Origin of the sequence: Mycobacterium riyadhense, assembly GCF_963853645.1 — a bacterium.
GTDB lineage: Bacteria > Actinomycetota > Actinomycetes > Mycobacteriales > Mycobacteriaceae > Mycobacterium > Mycobacterium riyadhense.
The window spans coordinates 2,140,214-2,162,143 of record NZ_OY970456.1; the positions used below are offsets into that span (position 1 = coordinate 2,140,214).

The window sequence follows — 21,930 nt, forward strand, 5'->3', positions numbered from 1 at the left end:
CGCTGTGCCGAAAGGCCAGCGGTGCCAGTGTCATCCGAGCTGGGAAGGCAGTACCCGCGGCGGCTCCACCCGCCAGTGGCGCAAGATCCGAGCCGCCAAACTGCGCGCCACGCCAATCTGTGAATACGTCGACTGTCGTCACCCCGCCACCGAGGTCGACCACATCATGCCGAGAGCTGAAGGCGGCACCGACGACTGGGGCAACTTAGCCTCGCTGTGCGGAGAACATCACCGCGAGAAGACCGCCGAAGACAGCCGCCGAGGCCGGGAACGTCAGCGGGAGGGGGGCGGTCTGTGATCGCGACGCACCGCCCAAGCGGACACCGCTGCGGTGCCCGCGCGTGTGTGCGCTCAGAAAAACGGATCTGAAAATTGGAGGTTGATCCATGGGTGGTAAAGGCAGCGGCCGAATCTCGCGGCCGTCAGCGCTAAAGCTGATCGAGGGACGTTCACCTGGCCGTGATTCCGGCGGTCGCATCGTTGCGCAGACGCCGAAGTTTGTGCGGGAGGCACCGGACCCGCCGGCCTGGCTCGACGGTGCCGCACGGGACGAATGGGATCGTGTTGTCGCGGAATTGGAACCGTTGGACCTGTTGAAGTCGACGGACGCGCAGGCCCTGGCTTGCTATTGTCAGGCGGTCGCGGACCATGCTGCGGCGGTGGCGATTGTGGCCGCCGAGGGTCGCGTCATCACCAATCCGAAGACGGGCCATCAGCATCCGCATCCGGCGGTGGCTGATGCTCGGGCTTCTCGCGCGCAAATCTTGCAGTTCGCGCGTGAGTTCGGTTTCAGCCCGGCCGCTGAGCAGCGTTTGGCGTCGCTGCCCACCGATTCCAGCGACGACAGCAACCCGTTCGCCGGCTAGCTTCCGAAATGTCGTCGTGCGCTGCTAGAATCGGTTGCAAGCTCGGTATCTGTCACGCCGGAAGCCTGCAGGGGTGGGCTAACCCGGATACGCGGTCACCATGCGAATTGTCTGATTCCGCATGTCTATTGGTGACCGAATGAGCATCCTCTACCGTAACGCTGAACTGCAATCCGGCACGGGCCGGACGGTTTTTGGCACCGTCGTGCCTTACGGCGAGGAGATCACCGTCCGTGATTTCGACGGCGAGTATCGGGAGCGGTTCGCGCCCGGAGCGTTTGAGCGAAGCATCCGCGAACGCGGCCACAAGTTGAAATTGCTTGTGTCGCACAGCGCTGTAGCGAGGTATCCCGTCGGTCGGGCTGTCGAGCTACGCGAGGAGCGGTTCGGATTGTTCGCGGCGTTCGAGATTGCAGCAACCCGCGACGGCGATGAAGCGTTAGCCAACATCAAGGCCGGCGTCGTCGATTCGTTCAGCGTGGGCTTTCGGCCTATCCGGGACCGCCGCGAAGGCGGTGTTGTCGTCCGCGTCGAGGCCGCGCTACTTGAGGTCTCGTTGACGGGTGTCCCGGCCTACCCCGGCGCCGAAATTGCTGGCGTGCGGACGCAATCCCTCGTAATTCCCTACTCCACCGCTGTGCGGCGGATGAAACTTCTTGACCTAGGAGACTGACATGACCGACAGCGATATCGGCCGCCTGACCCACAGCGAAGCTGTGCGGGAACGGGACCGTCTGCGCACCGAAGCCCGCGCCATCCTCAACCGTGCCGGTGACGGTGCGGACCTGACCGGCGGTGACGCCGAGCGGTTCGACGAACTCACCAGCCGTGCCGAGGAATGCCAGACCCGCATCCAGCGCCTAGAACGCGCGCATGAGCTGGCGCTGGCCCAGGTCCGCAGCGGCGGCGAGGGTTTTGCCACCGAGGGCGGCGCGGTCGGTATGCACCGCATCGGCGAGCAACGCGACCCGTACGTGATCGACGCCGAGGACCGGCCGCCCGTGGATCGGCAGCGTGACGACGCGATGCGCGTGTTGGACCGCTCCCAAAAGGACGGCCTGTTGACCGCTGGCGGCGCTGAAGTCGTGGAGCGGCTGGTTGGGTCCGGCCCAGCCCCGGCGCGGTCGTGGGCGGTCCGCTGGGTCACCGAAAGCGGCTCCGGGCACTACCGCAACGCGTTCTGCAAGATGATCGCCGACCCGCAGCGCGGGCACTTGCAGTGGACCGGCCCTGAGGGCGAGGCGTGGCGGCGGGTGACCGCGTTGCAGGCCGAGCAGCGGGCAATGAACCTGACCGACTCCACGGGAGGGTTTCTCGTGCCCTTCGAGCTTGACAGTACGGTGCTGTTGAGTTCGGACGGCTCCAATAACCCGCTGCTGAAGATTTCGCGTGTGATTCAGACGGTTTCCGATGTCTGGCACGGTGTCACTTCGGAAGGTGTTGTTGCGGAATGGCTGCCCGAGGCCCAGGAGGCGGCTGATGCGAGTCCGACGCTGACGCAGCCCGCCATCCCCTCCTACAAGGCATCGGTGTTCGTGCCGTTCTCCGTCGAACTACAGGGTGATGCAACCACACTGATGCAGGAGTTGGGCCGGTTGTTGCAGGACGGGGCGGACCAGTTGCTCAGCTCCGCGTTCACAACCGGCAGCGGCGTCGGCTGTCCCACCGGCATCATCTCGGCGCTTGAGGGCGGCTCCTCGGTCGTGACCGGCGACGGCAGCGAAGCCCTGGCCGCCAGCGACATCTACAAGTTGCAGAACGCGCTGCCGCCGCGCTTCCAAGCCCGCGCATCCTGGTGTGCAAACCTGGCTATCCTCAACACGATCCGGCAGTTCGAGACGACCAATGGTGCGTTGAAGTTCCCTGAGCTGTCCGCGAATCCGCCGATGCTGCTGGGCCGCAACATATATGAGAACAGCAACATGGATGGGACGGTCAACGCCGCCGCCACCGAGACCAACCACGTGCTGTTGTATGGCGACTTTCAGCAGTTCGCTATCACCTTGCGCACGGGAAGTTCACTCGAACTCATCCCGCATCTGGTCGGGGCCAACCGCCGCCCCACGGGTGAGCGTGGAGCCTGGCTGTGGACGCGCGTCGGCTCAGATGTGTTGGTCGACAACGCCTTCCGGCTGCTGAAGGTCGCGACGACCGCCTAGTGAGTTCTTCCCTGGCGTGGGCGGGCTGTTTCGGTGCGGGCTTCCTTTCCCCGCCGGTGGGGTGCGGCCCGCCCCACCAGGGAACCGGGGGTAGGCGTGAGGCGTGAAACCGCAGGTCAGACCTACACCGGTGCGGCGGTGTGGCCGAATCGTTGGAACGCGGCCTGGCGGGTGATGCCGAGGGCTACGCCGATTGCTGCCCAGGTGTCCCCGGCCTCGCGGGCGGCATCCACCGCAGCCCGCAGCTCGGACTCCGCCGTCTCAACGGCTTCTTTCGCGGCGATGATGCGGCGCATGTGGCTGGCGTCGCGGGCCTTGGCGGGGTCGACGTCAAGGTTGTTCAGCCATTCGTCGATATCGGTCTTGTGCTTCACACTCATGTCATCACCTCAGGTAGTCGTAGAACTTCGGGCGTAGCACGTCGGCGTGGATGATCCGGGGCGGTTCGTCTGTCGGGATGATTAGCTCTAGCAGGCGCCCGGTCTGGTCGGGACCGATGACCAACAGTTGAACTTCGCCGTGGTATTCAAGTTCGACGTAGCGCAGCGCGTTGCGGTATGCGTGGAGCATGGCGTCGTCGCTGATGCCGTGCTTGCGGGCACTAGCCTTCACCTCCACGTGTAAACCTTACCTTTACAGCAAGGGCGTGTAAAGAGTTCCTTTACAATGCGCATGTCCGTTGTCGCCTATCTGACGACGTAGGGCCGGAAGCCCGGTTCAGGTGCGGAGTCGAGCCAGAGGTCGAAAACCCCGATTATGGCGCGTAGCAGTGAGGGCGGCCACTCTGGGAGGTCGACCATGTCGAGCCGGTCCAGCAATTCGCGTTGCAGGCGGTGGAGTTCGGGGTCGGCGGTCATCGGGTAACCCCGGCACGCTGGTCACCCTCAACGACGTTCTGCAGCCGCTCGCAGAACGCGAGGGCGTCGGTGATCTTCTCGGCCAGCTCCGTTGCCCGATTGCGGCGCGAGCCGGGCGGCAGGGCGTGGGCGGCGTTGAGTGCGGCTGTCCGCGCATCCAGCAGGTTGTGGCGGGCGCACGTCAGGTGCTCGGTTGAGGTGGTGGGTGTGATGGGCAGTGCAGGGGCCTTCCGTGTGGGTTTAGGGAAGTTCACCCGGCCCACCCCAGCAAATGTGGTGCGTATGTGGTGCAAGCCCTTGTTTGGTGGGCTAGTTACCTGCTCTTACCTGCACGAACTGTGGTGCGCGATACTGGGATTGAACCAGTGACCTCTTCCGTGTCAGGGAAGCGCTCTCCCGCTGAGCTAATCGCGCCTTTGGGGATCGAATCTGGAGGTGGAGACGGGAATCGAACCCGTGTGCACGGCTTTGCAGGCCGTTGCCTCACCACTCGGCCACTCCACCGCGGGGGATTGATGCCACTTGCACCTTCGAGCGGATGACGGGATTCGAACCCGCGACCCTCACCTTGGCAAGGTGATGCGCTACCAACTGCGCTACATCCGCGCGCAACGGACGAGATCGTCGCCCGGTGCGAAGCACGACGATAGTCCACGTGAGCGGGCCCACACAAATCTCTAGGTACATTGGGCGCGTTGGCCGTCGGTCGTCGAGGTAGCGCGCTCGATTGCGGTGCGTATCGTGCTAGTCTTCGACCTCGTTCGCCTCTCGGCGCCGGTCCCGTGGCTCAGTGGGAGAGCGTCCGCTTCACACGCGGAAGGTCGCTGGTTCGATCCCAGCCGGGACCACAGCTATCGTTGCTGCTCAAGCGTTGTTTTTGAGGATCATCCCTCGTCGTTGGGCCAAGTACGTGCTTGATCCGCCATACTAGGGTCGTCGCCCTTGGGTGTGCACCCCGTACTGCGTCGAAGCACAAGAGCCGTTCTTTGCACAGGTGCGCCGTTGTTGCGCAATTTCTGCTGCAGCACTTGCTATTTCGCATATTCACGTTGTTAGCTGTGCCGCATGACGACACACGCGATCGCGCCGCCTCCCGATGCCCGGCGAGTATTCGACTGGGAATCCGGCGGCACCGGGTGGGCTCGGTGGTTCGACGGCACTGCGCGCGCCGCGGGGCCCCGACGAGCTCAAGCGGCTCTGATAATCGCCAGCGCCGCCAGCCGAGCTCGCAACGCTCGCCAGCGGGCCCGCCGGCTCGGTCTGCGACTGTCCCAGCGTGGCGCCGTATTCACGCTCAACGACGACGACGGGGCCACTGTCAGGTCACCCCGCTCGCCGCGGTTGAGGCGTACCTCGGGCAGCGGTACACCCCGTGCCGACCCGGCCCGCAACGCACCACCAGTGCGCCGGACATCTGCGCCCTCTCCGAGTTGCGGTTCTGACACATCTCCGCACACGAGCGACTTGCGCGCCTCAGCCATGGCGCGCAGGTCAGCGGCCCCGAAAGAAATGGGTGTACCCCCCAGCCTAACTCCGGCAGCGGTAGCCAGTTTTCTTATCCAGCGAAGCGAATTGTTTCGGCCAGAACCTTGTTTCGTTCGAATTACATTGCAACACAAGCGATTCAGGTGCATTTGACGAGTCGGATCGCCGAGGACAGGCGCGGCATCGGATGGTTGCCGATTTTCGCTAGGGAAGGATTAGGCGCTCGGACCCTTCGTCGGCGGCCCTGAGGTGGGCCAGGAGACGGTGGCCGAAGTCGCTGATGTCGTGGATCAGGATGTGGCCGCTCCGCTCTGCTGGCATCCCCGTGCCGTCGCCGGGGTAAACGGTTGTCGTCGCGAGCGCGACCCCGGTTTGAATGAGCGCCGCCAGCACCGGAACGGCCTCGGCCTCACTCGCCGCCCGCATCACCTCGCCTCGCCGACCGTAGTCCTGGTCCTGTGAGGACGTGGCGGCTTCCGCCAACCGGCGAAGTGCGCTGATATGCACGGGTTCGAGCTTGCTCAGCGTGGACACGATGAGCGACGCCGGTTCGACCTTGTCGTCATCCTTGAATGCCGCAGCAGCAGCCCGTGCGAGGAGTCGGCGCTTGGCCTCCATGCTGGTGTGTGCGGCCGCCTCGATTGCTTGGTTGAGCAGCGGTTCAAGTTCCGGATTCTCATCGATGCGCATCAAAACGGTGTCCGAGCCGACGTCCTCGCATATCTCACGCGCGGTGATCTCGGCGCGATGCCGGACGCGTTCCACGATGGCGTCGAACAAGGTTTGTATCGGACCTCCGACTACCGGGATGGCGGATATGCCGCCGCTGATCAGGACAGCGATGACGGGTCGGGGCTTGTTCATGAAGTCGATACTCCGGTGTCGGGTGGTGATCGCCGGTGTAAGACACGCCCCGGCAGACGGCGCGACCTCAGCTCGGCTTACGGCATACCGGGCGGCGTTCCATCGCGCGTCGCCGGGCGGCGGTAGCGTTCCCTGACGTGGCTGTTTCCGTCCCGAGTGTCTCCGCGGTGAACCGTGCGGGCGATGTCTTACGCAGGCTGCGAGTGGTCGGGAATGTCGTCAGTGTCGCCGCTTGGATGGAGGGTCGGCCCCGAGCAGATCTTCGCTGCATTGGACACGCTGGAAGCGTGGCGCGCGGCGCATGCTCGTCCCCTTGGCGCTGCGACGAACGGACTGCGGTCCCGTGTCCAGACAGTGGGTTGCGGTCATATCGAGGTCTCGCAGCGGCTGAAACGTATTCCCACCATCATCGACAAGCTCGGTCGTGAACCTGGCATGAACCTTGGTCGGATGCACGACATCGGGGGCTGCCGTGCCGTCCTGCGAAGCCTGGAGGAAGTCCAGCGCGTCCAATCCAGATATGCGGGTGACCCTGTCACCGTTCGGACCAGGGACTATGTCGTGAAACCAAAGCCGGACGGCTATCGCGCAGTACACGTAATCGTCCGCTACCAGGGTCGTCTGATCGAAGTGCAGCTCCGCACGCAGGTCCAGCATGAATGGGCTTACACAGTCGAAAGTGTCACGTCACGGTTCGGGTTGGATATCAAAGTTGGCGGCGGCCCTGCGCCGGTGCGAGACTGGTTCGCAGCGGTATCAGAGGCGATGGCGCTTGAAGAAGACGGCCAAACTGTGGGTACAGAGCTACTGCATCGTGTAAATACACTGAGAAGGGCCGCGCAACCCTACCTGCAAGGAGTACGTCGATGACTGCATCGCTGAATCACTTCTTGCTCATGTTCGATCACAGCCGCGCTGAGCTAGTCAAACTGACGGAATTCGGGACCGATGTAAAGAGCGCGATGGCCGAATATGCCCGGCTAGAACGTGAGCACATCAAGGAGTCCGACTCGATCGAGATCGTGCTGATCGGCTCGGATTCGTTGGATACCGTGAAGGTCACCCACGCGAACTACTTCGACGGCACAGTCGCAGTCTCGAAGTACTTCGCCGGCATCTGAAAACTGGCCCGCTAGCAGCGGCCCCCGGAATTCTGTTCGACGAGCGTAGCGGCCATCGCAACCGCGCGCATCTCGGCGTCGTCGATGACTGTGTATCGCTCGGTGGTGGCGATCGGCTCGTGGCCGAGGAGTTGTTGCACGGCGCGGAGGTTGCGGGTGCCGCGGTAGGAGCGGGCCGTGAATCGGTGCCGAAGTGTGTGCATGGTCCAGCCGTCGGGTAGTGCTGCGGCAACGATCTTGCCGACGGTATGCGGGGCGAGGTAGCGGCCATTTACCTAGTGATTCGAGCGAGTTCGTGTGCCACCGCATCGAATGCGCGCAGTGTGTCCAGCATGTGCGGCTCATGGGAGTGCGGTTGGCTGGATAACTTGGCGGCCACCACCTCCGCGGCGCGGTTGACGTAGATCATCTGACCACACATGCCCAGGCACAACACGACGTTGCTGCCCGGGTAGGGGAACCACACTTGGTTGCGGTACATCCCACCGGGCAATTCGGTGTCGTCGGGGCTGGCGGCGAATGCCTGACGCGAGTCCGGGCCGCCATTGAGGGTGTCGGCGACCCACTCCGCCGGCACCACCTGTTCGCCTGTCAACGAGACACCGTCGTGCAAGAACAGCGACCCGAACCGGATCATGTCGGTAAGGCACGCGTTGATGCCGCCGTCGAAAAAGCCAGTGCCGACGGCGTCTACGGCGATGCTGGCGTCGCATTGGGCACCGATGCGACGCCACAGCAGCTCCGACATCAGTTCGGGCATCCGCTGGCCGCCCGCCACCTCGCAGATCCAGCCCAGTACATCGGTTTCGCACGAGCGATATTCGAAGGCGCCGCCGTGAGCCGACTTCTGCCGCAAGGTCAGCAGGAAATCACGCAGCGTGGCGGGGACGCCCGGACTGCTTTTGGGTGCCCACCCGATCGCCTGGTCAAGGACGTGTATCTCCGCGGCCGGGTCGCCGTAATTTTCTGAGAAGGCGATACCCGATCTCATGTCCAGCAGGTGGCGCACCGTCGCTCCGTCGTAGCCACAGGTCGCCAAAGCGGGAACGTATGCCGTGACCGGCGCGTCAAGCTCGATCGCACCAGCCCCGTGCAGCGCGCCGGCCACGGCGGCCACCAGCGACTTGCTCACCGAGAACAGCAGGTGCCGGGTCTGGGCCCCCATCCCGTCGAGGTACTCCTCAGCCACGATCGAACCGCGGTGGCCGACCGCCCACCCGTCGGTAGCGGTGGCCGCCATCACCGCGTCAACGGTGGTGGCAGATCCGTCAGTGCTGGTCACCCGGATCTCGGCCAGCGGAGCACCGGCCGCGGGCAACGCCGCGGCCGGCCCGGTCCCGCGCGAGATTACCGCGGTTGGCACGAAGTCTTCGACGTGCTGGAATGACCAATGCGAATACGGCGCCGACAGCCAGTTGTCGAGTGAGACACCGGCCGGGATCGGCCGGCTCACGCTCGTGCGACGAGCCGCGAGACGATCGGCGCGGCCGGCGTCAGGGGTGTTGAGACGTACTGCGCCTTGATGCCTTTCACCCAGCGCTGGCAGCGCTCGGTGAGGTGGTAGTCGCTGGTCTGCAGGTGTCCGCGGGTCACGAGCACGCCGAGTTGGGCGCCCTCGCAGCGTAAGTCGCCAGGCGCCGCGACGCGCATATAGAAGGCCTCGGACTCGTCGAGCAGCGTGGCCCAGTCGTTGCCCTGGCGCGCAAAGGAAACACGCCCGTCATCGTTGAGCCGCCACACACCGGTGCGTGGGGTCGCGGTGAACATCTCGATATCCGGCGAGGTCTCGCTGATTATCAGCTGACCCCAGACCTCGTCGTCGCCATAGCCGCGCTCCCAGCGTGAGTTGATTTCGTCGATGTCGAGCTCGTACTCCACGTCCATGTACTCGAGCAGGTGGAAGAGGAACAGTGGCATGTCGGCGTAGGCCTCGGTGGTCAAGTTCGTCATCGGGCTCGCGCCGGACAGGCGCGGGTTCACCTCGCCGAGGTAGAGCTCGTCGGAGTCCAGGTCGTGCAACAGGTCTACCTCAAAGTAACCGCGGTACCCCTCGCGGCGCAGGATGTCTCCCAGCTTGCCGACCATCTCTCGCGCCGCATGTGTCTGTGCGGGCGGCAGCACCCCGCGCCAGATGTCGTTGCCGCACCAGCTGCCCTTGCCGGGAGTCAGCTCCGGGTAGCCGACGAGACTTGTCATCGCGGGACCGATCACGGTGCCGTGGCGTGTCACGACGCCCTCGATGCACACCTCGACATTGCGGATGCGTTTCATCACTTTGACTTCTTGCTCGACCAGGTCGCCGGCGTGATCGTCCCAGTCGCGCTGGCCACGCACAAAGAACACCGTGCTGCCGGCGTCGCCATAAGCGGCCACGACGACGAGGTCGTCCCCCAGCCCGGCGCTCTGCGCGAGCGCCGACAGCTCGTCATAGCAGCCGACGCGCCCGATCACGTGAGGCACGCTCGGCACGCCCGCCTCGTCGGCCAGCCGTGTCATGACGAGCTTGGAGCCCAGGCGATGGCGCAGCTCCGCCGGGGGGTGCATGACTTCAAGCCCTGCCTGGCGCGCGAGGGCCTGGGTCTCCTCGTCAAGCATCACGAAGCAGGCCTTGCCGCCGGGCCCTCGTCGCGCGATGAACTGGAGTGTCTCGGGATCACGGAGGAGGTGGTTGCACACATCCCCCATGGACCCGAAATCAATACGGTCGCGCCGCCGGGGCACGAACACGCGCGAATGTTCGCCCTCAAAAGAGTCGTAGTAGGTGAGGTAGAAGAAGTTTCGTACCCAGCGGTACATGCCTAGCAGGTTGAACGGGGTCGGCGAGATGAAGTACAGCGGCACGGTGTTGGTGTGAAAGAACGCGCGTACGTCGGAGATACCGTGCAGCACGCGACGCGGCTCGGGCTCAGGTCCGCCGGCGGGCACTATCACGCCAGCCGCGGTGACGTCGACGGCTGGGCCCGGCGCGCCGACCGCGAGGGGGGCAGGGGCGCTGCGGTCAGCGCGACGGTGGTGAGTTCACATGGCTTCATGCCAAGAGTGTGCACCCGCCCATGGCCGCGTGGAAATGTGGAACGCCGCTCGTGAGCGAGACCAGCTGTACCGCGGATGCCGCGGGGCAGCAGCGCCGCGTTGCCGTTTGACCTGGTGCCGGCCCGCGACCAAGCGTCTTGAGGTTGATGAGGCCAGACCCCTCAAAAGGTTAAAAATTGTCCTCAACCGCCACGGCAGCAATCAGGTCCTCCGACGATTCACAAGTTACATGCCTGAAAATGCAGACGCCGGCCGGCGGCCGTGCAATACGATCACCGAGATCGGTGGGGACATATGACCAGACGACAACCTGATATGCCGGGGGATGCATGGGAGCGTAAGACGTTGACCCCGATCCGCCGAGCTGCCCAGTTGCCGCTCGTCTCCGTCAAAACGGAGCGCGAGCCGGAAGGCCACGTTTTCAGGGAGTGGAGAACGCCACCACAGCGATCGTCGTCCATCCCGCGTCGACGCTTCATCGCACCGGCGATCGCCCACAAAAACCCGAGTCGGTACCGCCAGACTCCAGATGTCCTCCACCGCCTGGACATTCGTCACGCACCGGCCGGTGACGCCGATGCACACCCGAGCGCGACGCTGACCGAGAGAATCCGTGCTATGCCGTGGGCCGTCGCGCCATGACCAGCACAACAGCGGCCGAACAGCTCGACAGCGATCACCCGTGGCCGGGGCTCGAGCCGTTCGAGGAAAGCGCGCGCGCGTTTTTCCACGGCCGTGACCATGAATCAGCGTCGCTGCTGACTCATGTCCTCGAGGCCCCGATCACGGTGTTGTACGGAGCGTCCGGTCTGGGCAAGACGTCGCTGCTGCGAGCGGGCCTGTTCCCGTTGCTGCGTGAGCGCCACTTGCTGCCGGTCCACGTGAGCTTCGACTTCGAGCTGGGCGCAGCACCCCTCGCTCGCCAACTACATCAATCGGTCTGTGACTCGATTCGCGCCGATGTGCCCGATCCGATGCTGCCTTCGCAAGATGAATCCCTTTGGGAATACCTGCATCGCGCCGACTTTGAGTTATCGAACGCGCAGAACGATCCACTTACGCCGGTGATTGTCCTCGACCAGTTCGACGAGCTCTTTACGCTAGGTAAACGGGTCCCGCATCTGGTCCGGGAGTTCCGCAATGACCTGGCTGACCTGGTCGAGAATCGCATTCCCCTCGATCTGGCTGCGCGAATCGAAGCCGACGAGGATGTGGCGGCACGGCTCCATGTGCGGAAGCGCAATTACAAGCTATTGATTAGCCTGCGCGAAGACTGTCTCCCCGAACTTGAAGGGTGGCGCCAGCTTATCCCGGAACTCGGGCACTCGCGGATGCGTCTGCTGCGCATGCGGGCACCCGAGGCACTCGACGCGGTACACAAACCAGCCGAAGAGATGATGCCCCGTTCGCTGGCGCGCCGGGTGGTGGGGATCATCGCGGGGGAGGAGCGCCACCGCGCTCGCGATGCGGCATTTGCCGACGTCGATCATCCTGGCGACGGCTGGGGCGCTGCCGGCGCTCTGGAGGTAGAACCCGCCCTGCTCAGCTTGTTCTGCCGCGAGCTCAATGAGGAGCGGAAGCGGCGCCGGCAGAGCCACTTCGACGAGCGGCAGGTCGAGGACGGCAGGCGTGACATCCTGTCGAATTACTACCAGTCATGCGTAAGCGATCTACCACCGCGTGTCGCGCAGTTCATCGAGTCCGAGCTCATCACCGAGAAGGGATTTCGCAACAGCTACGTGCGCGAGGACGCGGTGCCCTCGCGTCTCACCGACGACGAACTAACCCGGCTAATCGGGGCGCGGCTGCTACGGCTCGAGGAACGCTACGGCGCGCAACGCATCGAACTCACGCACGACGTGCTCACCGGCGTCATACGCGAACACCGCGACCAGCGGCGTGCGGATGAGAAGGCGGCATTGGCAGCCCGCGCGCAAAGCCAGCAAGCCGAACTCGAAGCCACCCAGCGGCGCGCGGCCGCGCTGCGGAAGCGCTCACGGATCCTCGTCGCCGTGTTGGCGGTCACCGCCGTCGTCGCCCTCGTGGCCGTAATGCTCGGTGTGCAGGCCGTCCAAGGCCGACACCAGGCGCAGACCCTTCTGCAGGAGAAGCTGATCGCCCAGCGGCAGATTCTGATCGCCCAGGCGCAGGACATGTTGGCCGGTAACCAGCCAGGTGGGGACGCGCGGGCGTTTCAGCAAATCCTGGCCGCGCGCGCCCTGCCCGTTCCGTCCGACGACGGCCCGCTCTACACCGCGGTGGCCCAGCGAGCCAGCACCCTCAAAATCATCACCGGCCATGCGGGCGCCGTAAACGGGGTGGTGTTTAGGCCCGACGGTCACCGGCTGGCCACCGCGGGTCTCGACAAGACGCTGCGGGTGTGGGATGCCGAGACCGGCCAACAGGTCGGCGCCCCCCTGACCGGCCACGAGGACAACGTGATCGGGGTGGCGTTTAGCCCCGACGGGCGCCTGCTGGCAAGCGCGAGCCTCGACAGGACGGCGCGGGTGTGGGATGCCGAGACCGGCCAACAGGTTGGCGCCCCGCTCCGGGGCCACACCGGCTCGGTGCTCGGTGTGGCGTTCAGCCCGGACGGCAACCGGCTGGCCACCGCGAGCACCGACCGGACCGTACAGCTGTGGGACGCCCGGACCGGTGCCCCGGTTGGGGCACGCCTCGTCGGCCACACCGGCTCGGTGGTCAGCGTGGCGTTCAGTCCCGACGGGCGGCGGCTGGCCACCGGCAGCGACGACCAGACCGTGCGCGTGTGGGATGCCCGGACCGGCCAACCCGTCGGTGCCCCTTTTGTCGGCCACATCGGCCCGGTCCTCAGCGTGGTGTTTAGCCCCGACGGTCACCGGCTGGCCTCCGCAAGCATGGATAAAACGGTCCGGTTATGGGACGCCGACACGGGTCGAGGGATCGGGTCGCCGCTCAGCGGCCACTTTGGGCCGGTGCAGAGTGTGGCGTTTGGCCCCGACGGGCACCGGTTGGCCACGGCGAGCGCCGACCAAACCGTACGGCTGTGGGACGCCGACACCGGCCGTGACCGCGGCCCGGCGCTCACCGGCCACGGCGGCATCGTGAATGGGGTGGTGTTCAGCCCCGATGGGCGCCGGCTGGCCACCGCCAGCAGCGACGGTACGGTGCGGCTATGGGACGCCGGCCAACCGTTCGGCGCCCCGCTCGTTGGCCACACCGGCGCCGTGAACAGTGTGGTGTTCAGCCCCGACGGACGCCGCCTGGCCTCCGCCAGCGACGACCAATCGGTGCGGCTCTGGGATGCCGGCACGGGCCAAGCGGCCGGCGCCCCCCTACTCGGGCACACCGGCGACGTCAACAGTGTCGCGTTCAGCCCCAACGGGCGCCGGCTGGCCTCCGCCAGCGCCGACCAGACGGTGCGGTTGTGGGACGCCGCGACCGGCCAACCGGTCGGCGCGCCCCTTAGGGGTCATAACGGCGCGGTGATCAGCGTGGTGTTTAGCCCCGACGGGCGCCAGCTGGCTTCGGCGGGCGCCGACCAGACGGTGCGGCTCTGGGACGCCGCCACCGGCACGTCGGTCGCCGCTCTCACCGGCCACACCGGCAAAGTTGACAGCGTGGTGTTCAGCCCCGACGGGCGCCGCCTGGCGTCCGCCAGCGACGACGGTACGGTGCGGCTGTGGGACGCCGGCACCGGGCAATCGATCGCCACCGTCACCGGACATGCCGGGCCGGTACTCGGCGTGGCGTTCAGCCCCGATGGGCGCCGGCTGGCCACCGCCGAAAGCGAAGGCACAGTTCGGCTGTGGAACGCGGGAACGCGACAATCGGTCGGTGACCCCCTGAAAGGAAACGGCGGCGCCGTGAATGCCGTGGTCTTTGGCCCCAACGGACGGCGGCTGGCCGCCGCCGAAAGCGAAGGCACGGTGCGGCTGTGGGACGCCACAACCGGCCAACCTTTCGGAGCCTTCCACGAAGGCCACACGGGCCCGGTGCTCAGCGTGGCGTTCAGCCCCGGCGGGCAAAGGCTGGCCTCCGCAGGCGCCGACACCACGGTGCGGCTATGGCCGGCGGATGCGTCGCCGGAGATGTTGTGCGCCAAGCTGACCACCAACATGAGCCGCGAGCAATGGCGCGACTGGGTGTCGCCCGATATGGCCTACGTCAGGCTGTGCCCGGAACTGCCCATCGCCGGTGAGTTCTGAAGCCGCACGATCGGGCTAACAAAAGCCGGGGCTTGTCGGTGACATCGTCCGCGGTTGGCGCACGCGGTTACGGTGCTCCGCCAGGGCCCATCATGCCGCCGGGGCCCATCATGCCGCCGGAACCGCCCATCATGCCCTTCATCATTGCGGGCATTCCCTCGTACACGAACCCGCTCACCTCGCGGGCGTGGGCACGGATGGCTTCGGTGAGCGCGGGATCGCCGGACGTTTCCTCGGCGATTACACCCGTGGGCGTGAGCGTCAACTCGCGGCGGTAGCCGCCGGCGTTGCGGAACAGGGTCGGCAGGCTCTGGCTCATACACATGACCTCGGCGCCTTGGTCGATATGCGCGTACATGCTCGACACGTGCGCCTGCAGCTTCGCGACGAGATCGGGAGAGCGTGATTGGGTTATGGTGCGCACTCCGCCGGGGATCTCCTCGACGGTGCGGGTGATTTCCGAGTGCCGGTTGAACATGTCCATGTAAAGGCTCATGTCGGCCGGGCTGGCGCCCATCATGCCGCCATCGGTGAGGCGGATCCGGAGGACGGGTGATCCCAGGACGCCGCGCAGCGAATACCCAATAGCGACAGTCGCGCCCGCGCCGAGCACAGCGAGCGCCGCCCGCCGTGTGAACCTAATCATGCGACGGTCGTTCGTGCGTCGCCGTCGGCCGCGCCGCTGCGTCCGAACCGGCGTAGCCGCAGCGAATTGGTCACCACGCTCACCGAAGAGAATCCCATCGCGGCGCCCGCAATAACCGGGTTGAGCAAGCCCAGCGCGGCCAGGGGGATCGCGGCCGTGTTGTAGCCGAAGGCCCAGCCAAGATTCTGGTAGATCGTGCGCAGGGTCCGTCTGGAGAGCCGGATTGCAAGCACGACACCGTCGAGCTGGTCGGACATCAGGGTGATGTCGGAGGCCTCGATGGCCACGTCGGTTCCGGTGCCGATCGCAATGCCCAGATCGGCCTGCACCAGCGCGGGGGCGTCGTTGACGCCGTCGCCGACCATTGCGACTACCCGGCCCTCTTGTTGTAGCCGCCGGACCTCGGTGACCTTGTCTTCCGGTAGTACCTCGGCCAGCACTCGGTCGATGCCGACTTGCTTGGCGATCGCGGCCGCCGTGCGGGCGTTGTCGCCGGTGATCATGGCGACCTGCAACCCCATGGCGTGCAGCTGACGGACTACATCGATGGCGTCGTCCTTGACTGTGTCGGCTACCGCCAGTACACCCACTACCTGGTCGTCCCGGCCGACGAACACCGCGGTGCGGCCCTGTTCTTCCAGCTCGATCGCTGCCGCGGCAAGGTGGTCGGGCAGGACCAGATCGTGTTCGTCGACGAGCTTGCGCCGCCCGACCAGCACGCGGCGGCCGTCGATTTCGGCCCGCACCCCGTGCCCGGCCAGGTTGGTGAACGCCTTGGCGGCCGGAATCTGCAATCCGCACTCCTGGGCGGCGGCGACGATCGCCGCGCCGATGGGGTGTTCGGAGCCCGACTCGACCGCGGCGGCAAGCCGCAACACAAGATTGGGTTGGCGCCGCTTGGCGGCAATAACATCGGTGAGGCGCATCTGGGCGCGGGTGAGGGTGCCGGTCTTGTCGAACACGACGGTGTCGATCTTCTTCGACGCCTCCATTACTTCGCCGCCCTTGACCAGGATCCCCATGGCCGCACCCCGGCCGGTGCCGACCGTGATCGCCGTCGGGGTGGCCAGGCCCAGCGCGCACGGGCACGCGATGATCAGCACCGCGACCGCGGCCGTCATGCCCGCCACCGGGTTGGCGGCAAGCAGTGTCCACCCGGCGAACGTGAGGGCGGCAACACCGACGACGGCCGGCACGAACACCGACGAGACGCGGTCGGCCAACCGCTGCACCGGGGCCTTGCCGCCCTGTGCCTGCTCGACGAGGCGCACAATCTGGGCCAGCGCGGTGTCGCTCCCCACTGCGGTGGCACGCACGGTCAGCAGCCCGTCGATATTGACCGTTGCCCCGGCAACATGGTCGCTCACTGCCTTCTCGACCGGGACGGACTCCCCGGTGAGCATCGACTCGTCGACGGCGGCGCGCCCGTCGACGACCTCACCGTCGACGGGGATCTTCTCGCCCGGCCGGACCCGCACCAAGTCCCCGACCTGCACCCGGTCGACCGGTACCAGCAGCTCCTGACCGTCGACGAGCAAACAGGCTTCCTTGGCGCCCATCTCCAGCAGCTTGCTGATCGCCTCCGAGGCCTTGCCCGTGGCTCTGGCCTCGAAATAGCGGCCCAGTACCACGAACGCGATGATCAACGCCGAGGTGTCGAAGAACAGCGGTCCGCCGGCGAACAGCTGGTACGTGGAGTAGCTAAACGCCGTCAACGTGCCCAGCGCGATCAGCGTGTCCATGTTCGCGCTCAACACCCGCGCCTGTTGGACCGCACCCGTGAGAAACGGCCAGCCGGCGACGAACTGCACCGGTAGCGTTGCGGCGAAAGCCAGCCACCCAGCCCACGGGTAAGCACTGAAGAACATCGTCGAACCCATCGCTAGCAGCCCCAACGGCATGGCCAGCCACAGCCGTCGCAACCACTTCCGCCGCTGACGCGTGGCGTCCTCGCCCGGCGCCTTGCACGCGGTGTCTCCCTGGCATCCGGTGCTGGGCCGTTTCGCGGGCGGCCGTTCGGCCGTGCGCCCTAGCGCGCGACGGATCCCGTCCGCGACTTTCCGCACTACGCCGGTGTTGCGTGCAACCGCAGAATGCGGCGGGCGCGTTGGTACCGACTCCGCGGGGATGCGCCGCGCATCGGCGATCGCCGACAGGACGGCACCGGTGTCGCAGCTCGTGGGCGTGTACAGGATCACCACCGATGCCGTACGCGGATAGGCATATACCGCGCACACGCCCGTTACTTTGGCGACCGTGTCCTCGATCGCGACGGCCCGCACCGCGTCGAAACGAAATCCGGTGGCGTGCACACGCATCCGTCCGGCGGCATTGGAGACGACATTCAGCGTCACGTCGGAATCCTTGAGGGTGTCAGTGGTCATGGTCGTTGTCCGAGTCCGCCACCAGCAGCGGGGTAACTGGTTCGCCGACGCGCTCTTTGGCCTCGGCGATGACGTCGGCTGCCTTCAACCGGGCCTGCTCAGCGCTCTCGCTGGCCTTGCGCTCGGCCTCGCGGGCCACGCGCATGCCCCAGGCGGTGACGGTGACGGCCGCCGCGCGCAGCGGAACCTTCGCCACCCCCTTGCGCAGCGCCTCATAGGCCGCAACCCCGACTACGCCGGTCACCACGGTGGGCACCGCCTTGGCCAAGAGTCCATGCAACACCATCATCTAGAACGCTCCCTTCATATCGTTGCCCCGTCACATGGCGGCGGAGGAGTTGACTGTCGCTGATCTGCTGGCTTGCAGACCTGCAGCCGCTTGAACCCGCCGACGCGGGATCAAGGGCCCTTAGTTGCACGCCCAGGTCACGATCCATCCGCCGCCGAGTCTGGTCATGGCGTCGTTTTCTGCCATCCGGCGCGTGCTGCCGACTCCCCCGTAATAGGTCGAGCCGTCATGAGCCACTGCGCCGCAGCGGGTGAAGCTGCTGAGCACTTTGCAGCTGGAGACGCCGCATCGGTTCAAGGCGGCGCTCTCCGCGTATGCCGGATTTCGGTGGCGCCACGCTTTGCCCATTGCGCCGTTTGGGGCGTAGGCGATCGCACCGTAGTAGGTAATTGGAGGGAGAGGCGGCATGCCTGAGATCGAGCCGTTGTCTGGCTGCGCGCCTGCCGGCGGAATGAGCGTGATGGCGATAGCGGCGTCAGCGGCCAGGCCGGCGACGGCAACCGCGGTGTGGTGTCGATGGTGTGTCCTCATTTCGTGACCCTTTCTGAGGGCCGCAAGTTCAGCGTTGGGCCCACCTCGATCGCGTTCAATCCGGGTGTCCCGCACTGCTGGCGGCTGCCGTAAACCCAGTGTTATCCTTCCAGTGCACTGGAAGGTCAAGGGGGAGTCGCATGAAGATCAGCGAGGTCGCCAAACTCACCAACACCAGCACCAAGACCCTGCGCTTCTATGAGGACTCGGGGCTGCTGCCGCCGCCTGCACGCAGCGCGTCCGGGTATCGCGACTATGGACCCGAGATCGTGGATCGGCTGCGGTTCATCCATCGGGGCCAAGCGGCCGGGCTGAGTTTGCAGAAGGTACGTCAAATCCTGGCGATCCACGACCGCGGCGAGGTGCCGTGCGCGCACGTGCGACAGCTGCTGAGCGCCCGTGTCGACGAAGTCCGCGTGCAGATTGCTGAACTCGTCGCCCTCGAAGGCCACTTGCAGGCCCTTCTTGACCATGCGTCGGATGGCCCGCCCACCGAACACGACCGTTCCACGGTGTGTTGGATCTTGGAAAGCGACCTGGATGTGGCCGCACCCGTCGAAGTCGGCCATGCTCGCGACTAGATCGGCACCGCAAGGGCGGGGCGCCGGAAGCCGATAGCAGGTCCGCGAAAGCCGTTGACATGATGGGTTATTCGGCGATTTGTTGGCCCTCCCGGTGAGGAGAACAGCGCACGTCCAAGTCGTCGCCTTAAGATGGGCGCCAACGGAAGGGGTTGCCAGTGGGCGACAGCGACGCGCGCGGGCGGTCGAGGACTGATCTGTGGTTGCCGGCGCTCCTGCTGAGTTTGGCGGGTGTGGGCTGGTGGTGGTCAGTGGTCAGCGCTCGCGGCATGCGCGGGGACGACATGTCAATGGCGGCCATGTCATCGATGTCGTTGGCCGCGTTCCTGATCGCGTGGGCGGCCATGATGGCGGCAATGATGCTTCCCGCGCTCCTGCCCGCCGTCCGCCGCTACGGCCGCGCCGCTGCCGGCAACGCCGCTGCAGTGGTCATCTTCGTCGCCGGATACCTGGCCCTGTGGAGCGCGGCGGGCATTCCCGCCTTTCTGGCGGATGGTCGCCTGAACCCGATGGATCACACTTGTGCTTGGGTCGGCCGCGTGGCCGGCGCTGTGGCGGTAGCCGCGGGGCTGTATCAGCTCACGCCGCTAAAGGCGATGTGCCTGCGGCACTGCCGCTCGCGCATGCCGTGTTTCCTCCCCCATGACAACCAGCCTGACCGTCCGGCCCGAGCATTTCTTGCCGGCGGCCGCTACGGCATGTCTTGCATCGGCTCCTGTTGGATGCTGATGGCGCTGCTGATCGCCTTCGGCACAATGCAACTGGCATGGATGCTGGCATTTACTGTTCTGATCTGGCTAGAGAAAATAGCCCCTTTCGGCGATCGGGTCAGGGGTGTGGCGGCGGCGATGTTCGTACTTTTGGGTGTTGTCTTGCTGGTGCACCCGGCGTTGGTCATCCATCTCGTCTAATCAATGCACGTCGCGGCTACCACGACACAGCGCAGCCGCAGTATCTCGCCGGGCGTGGCGAATCTGTAACGCCTCGGCGGAAATGTCGTAGCCGTCAAGCGCTTTCAGGCCCGCCGCCGGTTAATCGCGACCATTTCCCGTCTAGCTCATTACGTCGTGGAAGCCGCGCTAAGGATTCGGGAGTGGCGAAGCCAGCCGATGGCGACAGCCCGGACAGGGTAGTCAATGACTTAACCTCGGCAAACTTGGGAGGCACGCTGCCCGACACGAAATGTCTGGGAGGGCGTCGCGTGGTCGGTCTGCCGGTTGGCGACCCGTTCCCAGGAGTCCTTCCGCCCCGTTAGCTCCTGTGGTCACTGCAGTCAATGCCAGCCAGCTTTTGACGAACTTTGCCCAATATGGAGGGTTACCACCAGCGTCGCCGGTTTCTGTATTAGGTTGCACTGCAACTGCTTTCATTGTTGCGCTATTTGCCGATAACTCGACGCTCGCTCTTAGCCTCGATCCACGGATGAAATAGCTGGCCATAGGGTGTTGGAATGCGGTAAGTGCCTTCTGAGCTGGGATGATTGATGTTCTCAAGGCATTAACCAAACCAATTCAGAAAGGCACTTCCGGTGCGAGTGTCCCACAGGTTCGCCGCCTCGTCGGCGTTGTTCGACGATGACAATCTCGTGTCGTGCGCTGGCCTGGTACCGATGATGACGCTGGCCGAACAGGCGGGTCTGTCGCAGCTGCTCGAGGAGAGGGTCCGGATCGTGTGCCCGCGCATCAAATCCGGAGCGGCCAACCCGGCTCCGAAGCTGGCGACCCTGATCGCTGGCATGTGCGCGGGTGCGGACTGCATCGAGGATGCTGACCTCGTGCGTAGCGGTGGGATGAAGGTCCTCTTCGGAGGGGTATATGCGCCCTCGACTATCGGAACATTATTGCGGGAGTTCACCTTCGGCCACGCCCGGCAGCTGGAGTCGGTGCTGCGCGAGCACCTGGGCGCCCTGGGCGAACGGGTCGATCTGCTGGCCGGCGCCGACGTGCGGGCATTCGTCGACATCGATTCGTTGCTGCGTCCGGTGTACGGGCACGCCAAACAGGGCGCGTCCTACGGGCATACCAAGATCGCTGGTAAGCAGGTGCTGCGCAAAGGCCTGTCGCCGTTGGTCACCACCGTCAGCACCGATACCGCTGCACCGGTGATCACCGGGATGCGGTTACGCGCGGGCAAGGCCGGCTCCGGGCGGGGTGCGGGGCGCATGGTCGCCGCGGCGATCGCCGCCGCCCGCGCCGCCGGGGCGAGCGGCCAGATCGTGGTGCGCGGTGACGCCGCTTACGGCTCGGCCGCTGTAGTCAAGGCGTGCCGGCGCGCTGGGGCGCGGTTCTCGCTAGTGCTGACCCGCAACCGTGCCGTGCAGGCCGCGATCGAGGCCATCGCCGAGGACGCCTGGACCCCGGTGCGCTATCCCGGCGCCGTGCAAGACCCCGACACCGGCGCCTGGATCTCCGATGCCGAAGTCGCCGAAATCTCCTACACCGCTTTCGCTTCCTCGAAGAGCCCGGTCACCGCCCGGTTGATCGTGCGTCGGGTCAAAGACGCCGCGCAGGCCGACGGGCTGTTTCCCGTGTGGCGGTATCACCCGTTCTTCACCGACAACACCGAACCGGTCGCCGATGCCGACATCACCCACCGCCGCCACGCCATCATCGAAACCGTCTTCGCCGACCTGATTGATGGACCCCTGGCCCGCATCCCATCCAGCCGGTTTGGCGCCAACTCCGCCTGGGTGCTGTGCGCGGCCATCGCCCACAACCTGTTGCGCGCCGCCGGGGTTCTTGCCGGCGGCCGACACCGCAAAGCCCGCGGAGCAACACTGCGCCGAACGTTGGTCAACATCCCCGCCCGGCTGGCCCGCCCGCAACGCAAACCGATCCTGCACCTGCCCAGCCACTGGCCCTGGGAATCAACATGGCTTGCACTGTGGCACACCACAATCGGTCTCCCATCCACCGCTTGACCGACAC

General features: G+C 65.7%; 21 protein-coding genes, 4 tRNA genes and 1 pseudogene. 11 read left to right on the top strand and 15 right to left on the bottom strand.

What is annotated here, in order from left to right:
* The first annotated feature begins 4 nt into the window (after nucleotides 1-4).
* The 4 genes from AADZ78_RS09750 (at nucleotide 5) to AADZ78_RS09765 (ending at nucleotide 3,025) form a co-directional block, all read left to right on the top strand.
* On the top strand, nucleotides 5-298 hold the full coding sequence (locus AADZ78_RS09750; protein ID WP_239656761.1) for an HNH endonuclease: 294 nt from the start codon (nucleotides 5-7) through the stop codon (nucleotides 296-298).
* 88 nt (nucleotides 299-386) lie between these two features.
* On the top strand, nucleotides 387-866 hold the full coding sequence (locus AADZ78_RS09755) for a phage terminase small subunit P27 family (RefSeq protein WP_085248777.1): 480 nt from the start codon (nucleotides 387-389) through the stop codon (nucleotides 864-866).
* A gap of 139 nt (nucleotides 867-1,005) precedes the next feature.
* The gene (locus AADZ78_RS09760; protein ID WP_204803442.1) at nucleotides 1,006-1,539 is read left to right on the top strand and encodes an HK97 family phage prohead protease; all 534 of its coding nucleotides are present in this window, start codon (nucleotides 1,006-1,008) and stop codon (nucleotides 1,537-1,539) included.
* A 1-nt stretch (nucleotide 1,540) separates the two neighbouring features.
* On the top strand, nucleotides 1,541-3,025 hold the full coding sequence (locus AADZ78_RS09765) for a phage major capsid protein (protein ID WP_085248779.1): 1,485 nt from the start codon (nucleotides 1,541-1,543) through the stop codon (nucleotides 3,023-3,025).
* 122 nt (nucleotides 3,026-3,147) lie between these two features.
* Here the strand turns inward: AADZ78_RS09765 and AADZ78_RS09770 are convergent, their stop codons facing one another.
* From AADZ78_RS09770 to AADZ78_RS09800, 7 genes are all read right to left on the bottom strand, one after another.
* Nucleotides 3,148-3,399, bottom strand: coding sequence for a hypothetical protein (locus AADZ78_RS09770; protein WP_085248898.1), 252 nt, complete (start codon nucleotides 3,397-3,399; stop codon nucleotides 3,148-3,150).
* 10 nt (nucleotides 3,400-3,409) lie between these two features.
* Entirely contained in the window at nucleotides 3,410-3,643 is a 234-nt protein-coding gene (locus AADZ78_RS09775; RefSeq protein WP_085248780.1) for a hypothetical protein, read from the bottom strand.
* 68 nt (nucleotides 3,644-3,711) lie between these two features.
* Nucleotides 3,712-3,882, bottom strand: a complete 171-nt coding sequence (locus AADZ78_RS09780; protein ID WP_169726203.1) for a hypothetical protein — start codon at nucleotides 3,880-3,882, stop codon at nucleotides 3,712-3,714.
* Nucleotides 3,879-4,136 (bottom strand): hypothetical protein, encoded by a 258-nt coding sequence (locus AADZ78_RS28985; RefSeq protein WP_169726204.1) that lies wholly within the window; start codon nucleotides 4,134-4,136, stop codon nucleotides 3,879-3,881. The genes AADZ78_RS09780 and AADZ78_RS28985 overlap by 4 nt, the downstream gene beginning before the upstream one ends.
* Nucleotides 4,137-4,221: 85 nt before the next feature.
* A tRNA-Val gene (locus tag AADZ78_RS09790) sits at nucleotides 4,222-4,296 on the bottom strand.
* 16 nt (nucleotides 4,297-4,312) lie between these two features.
* Nucleotides 4,313-4,386 (bottom strand) — tRNA-Cys (locus AADZ78_RS09795).
* Between the two features lie 29 nt (nucleotides 4,387-4,415).
* A tRNA-Gly gene (locus AADZ78_RS09800) sits at nucleotides 4,416-4,488 on the bottom strand.
* Between the two features lie 170 nt (nucleotides 4,489-4,658).
* Here AADZ78_RS09800 and AADZ78_RS09805 point away from each other — a divergent pair.
* A tRNA-Val gene (locus AADZ78_RS09805) sits at nucleotides 4,659-4,730 on the top strand.
* 841 nt (nucleotides 4,731-5,571) lie between these two features.
* Here the strand turns inward: AADZ78_RS09805 and AADZ78_RS09810 are convergent.
* Nucleotides 5,572-6,231 carry a hypothetical protein gene (locus AADZ78_RS09810; RefSeq protein WP_085248782.1) on the bottom strand — a complete coding sequence of 220 codons (660 nt, stop codon included), beginning with the start codon at nucleotides 6,229-6,231 and terminating at the stop codon, nucleotides 5,572-5,574.
* 183 nt (nucleotides 6,232-6,414) lie between these two features.
* Between AADZ78_RS09810 and AADZ78_RS09815 the strand changes: the two genes are divergently transcribed.
* The gene (locus AADZ78_RS09815; RefSeq protein WP_085248783.1) at nucleotides 6,415-7,101 is read left to right on the top strand and encodes a RelA/SpoT domain-containing protein; all 687 of its coding nucleotides are present in this window, start codon (nucleotides 6,415-6,417) and stop codon (nucleotides 7,099-7,101) included.
* Entirely contained in the window at nucleotides 7,098-7,352 is a 255-nt protein-coding gene (locus AADZ78_RS09820; RefSeq protein WP_085248784.1) for a hypothetical protein, read from the top strand. The genes AADZ78_RS09815 and AADZ78_RS09820 overlap by 4 nt, the downstream gene beginning before the upstream one ends.
* An 11-nt stretch (nucleotides 7,353-7,363) precedes the next feature.
* On the opposite strand, the pseudogene AADZ78_RS09825 reads toward AADZ78_RS09820, so the two are convergent.
* The 3 genes and pseudogenes from AADZ78_RS09825 to AADZ78_RS09835 form a co-directional block, all read right to left on the bottom strand.
* Nucleotides 7,364-7,603 (bottom strand): annotated as a pseudogene (locus tag AADZ78_RS09825) (tyrosine-type recombinase/integrase); the annotation flags it as partial.
* A gap of 20 nt (nucleotides 7,604-7,623) precedes the next feature.
* Nucleotides 7,624-8,805, bottom strand: a complete 1,182-nt coding sequence (locus AADZ78_RS09830; RefSeq protein ID WP_085248786.1) for a serine hydrolase domain-containing protein — start codon at nucleotides 8,803-8,805, stop codon at nucleotides 7,624-7,626.
* Nucleotides 8,802-10,283, bottom strand: a complete 1,482-nt coding sequence (locus AADZ78_RS09835) for a biotin carboxylase (protein ID WP_139828484.1) — start codon at nucleotides 10,281-10,283, stop codon at nucleotides 8,802-8,804. The genes AADZ78_RS09830 and AADZ78_RS09835 overlap by 4 nt, the downstream gene beginning before the upstream one ends.
* 740 nt (nucleotides 10,284-11,023) lie before the next feature.
* On the opposite strand from AADZ78_RS09835, the gene AADZ78_RS09840 reads away from it, so the two are divergent.
* The gene (locus AADZ78_RS09840; RefSeq protein WP_085248788.1) at nucleotides 11,024-14,572 is read left to right on the top strand and encodes a hypothetical protein; all 3,549 of its coding nucleotides are present in this window, start codon (nucleotides 11,024-11,026) and stop codon (nucleotides 14,570-14,572) included.
* A 67-nt stretch (nucleotides 14,573-14,639) separates the two neighbouring features.
* On the opposite strand, the gene AADZ78_RS09845 is transcribed toward AADZ78_RS09840, so the two are convergent.
* The 4 genes from AADZ78_RS09845 to AADZ78_RS09860 form a co-directional block, all read right to left on the bottom strand.
* A complete protein-coding gene (locus AADZ78_RS09845; RefSeq protein ID WP_085248789.1) occupies nucleotides 14,640-15,218 on the bottom strand; it encodes a hypothetical protein in 579 nt (192 codons plus the stop codon).
* Nucleotides 15,215-17,536, bottom strand: a complete 2,322-nt coding sequence (locus AADZ78_RS09850) for a copper-translocating P-type ATPase (protein WP_139828488.1) — start codon at nucleotides 17,534-17,536, stop codon at nucleotides 15,215-15,217. The genes AADZ78_RS09845 and AADZ78_RS09850 overlap by 4 nt, the downstream gene beginning before the upstream one ends.
* A gap of 55 nt (nucleotides 17,537-17,591) precedes the next feature.
* The gene (locus tag AADZ78_RS09855; protein WP_085248899.1) at nucleotides 17,592-17,888 is read right to left on the bottom strand and encodes a DUF1490 family protein; all 297 of its coding nucleotides are present in this window, start codon (nucleotides 17,886-17,888) and stop codon (nucleotides 17,592-17,594) included.
* 123 nt (nucleotides 17,889-18,011) lie between these two features.
* Entirely contained in the window at nucleotides 18,012-18,422 is a 411-nt protein-coding gene (locus tag AADZ78_RS09860; RefSeq protein WP_085248791.1) for a DUF4189 domain-containing protein, read from the bottom strand.
* Between the two features lie 140 nt (nucleotides 18,423-18,562).
* On the opposite strand from AADZ78_RS09860, the gene AADZ78_RS09865 reads away from it, so the two are divergent.
* From AADZ78_RS09865 to AADZ78_RS09875, 3 genes are all read left to right on the top strand, one after another.
* The gene (locus AADZ78_RS09865; protein ID WP_085248792.1) at nucleotides 18,563-19,003 is read left to right on the top strand and encodes a hypoxia response transcriptional regulator; all 441 of its coding nucleotides are present in this window, start codon (nucleotides 18,563-18,565) and stop codon (nucleotides 19,001-19,003) included.
* 299 nt (nucleotides 19,004-19,302) lie between these two features.
* On the top strand, nucleotides 19,303-19,914 hold the full coding sequence (locus tag AADZ78_RS09870) for a DUF2182 domain-containing protein (protein WP_239656599.1): 612 nt from the start codon (nucleotides 19,303-19,305) through the stop codon (nucleotides 19,912-19,914).
* A 617-nt stretch (nucleotides 19,915-20,531) separates the two neighbouring features.
* Nucleotides 20,532-21,923, top strand: coding sequence for an IS1380 family transposase (locus AADZ78_RS09875; RefSeq protein WP_085248794.1), 1,392 nt, complete (start codon nucleotides 20,532-20,534; stop codon nucleotides 21,921-21,923).
* Nucleotides 21,924-21,930: the final 7 nt, after the last annotated feature.

Coding starts and splice junctions, on each gene's coding strand:
- AADZ78_RS09755 (WP_085248777.1), top strand. CDS start 387: ATGGGTGGTAAAGGCAGCGGCCGAATCTCGCGGCCGTCAGCGCTAAAG.
- AADZ78_RS09760 (WP_204803442.1), top strand. CDS start 1,006: ATGAGCATCCTCTACCGTAACGCTGAACTGCAATCCGGCACGGGCCGG.
- AADZ78_RS09765 (WP_085248779.1), top strand. CDS start 1,541: ATGACCGACAGCGATATCGGCCGCCTGACCCACAGCGAAGCTGTGCGG.
- AADZ78_RS09780 (WP_169726203.1), bottom strand. CDS start 3,882: ATGACCGCCGACCCCGAACTCCACCGCCTGCAACGCGAATTGCTGGAC.
- AADZ78_RS09810 (WP_085248782.1), bottom strand. CDS start 6,231: ATGAACAAGCCCCGACCCGTCATCGCTGTCCTGATCAGCGGCGGCATA.
- AADZ78_RS09815 (WP_085248783.1), top strand. CDS start 6,415: ATGTCTTACGCAGGCTGCGAGTGGTCGGGAATGTCGTCAGTGTCGCCG.
- AADZ78_RS09820 (WP_085248784.1), top strand. CDS start 7,098: ATGACTGCATCGCTGAATCACTTCTTGCTCATGTTCGATCACAGCCGC.
- AADZ78_RS09840 (WP_085248788.1), top strand. CDS start 11,024: ATGACCAGCACAACAGCGGCCGAACAGCTCGACAGCGATCACCCGTGG.
- AADZ78_RS09845 (WP_085248789.1), bottom strand. CDS start 15,218: ATGATTAGGTTCACACGGCGGGCGGCGCTCGCTGTGCTCGGCGCGGGC.
- AADZ78_RS09850 (WP_139828488.1), bottom strand. CDS start 17,536: ATGCGTGTGCACGCCACCGGATTTCGTTTCGACGCGGTGCGGGCCGTC.
- AADZ78_RS09855 (WP_085248899.1), bottom strand. CDS start 17,888: ATGGTGTTGCATGGACTCTTGGCCAAGGCGGTGCCCACCGTGGTGACC.
- AADZ78_RS09860 (WP_085248791.1), bottom strand. CDS start 18,422: ATGAGGACACACCATCGACACCACACCGCGGTTGCCGTCGCCGGCCTG.
- AADZ78_RS09865 (WP_085248792.1), top strand. CDS start 18,563: ATGAAGATCAGCGAGGTCGCCAAACTCACCAACACCAGCACCAAGACC.
- AADZ78_RS09870 (WP_239656599.1), top strand. CDS start 19,303: ATGTCATCGATGTCGTTGGCCGCGTTCCTGATCGCGTGGGCGGCCATG.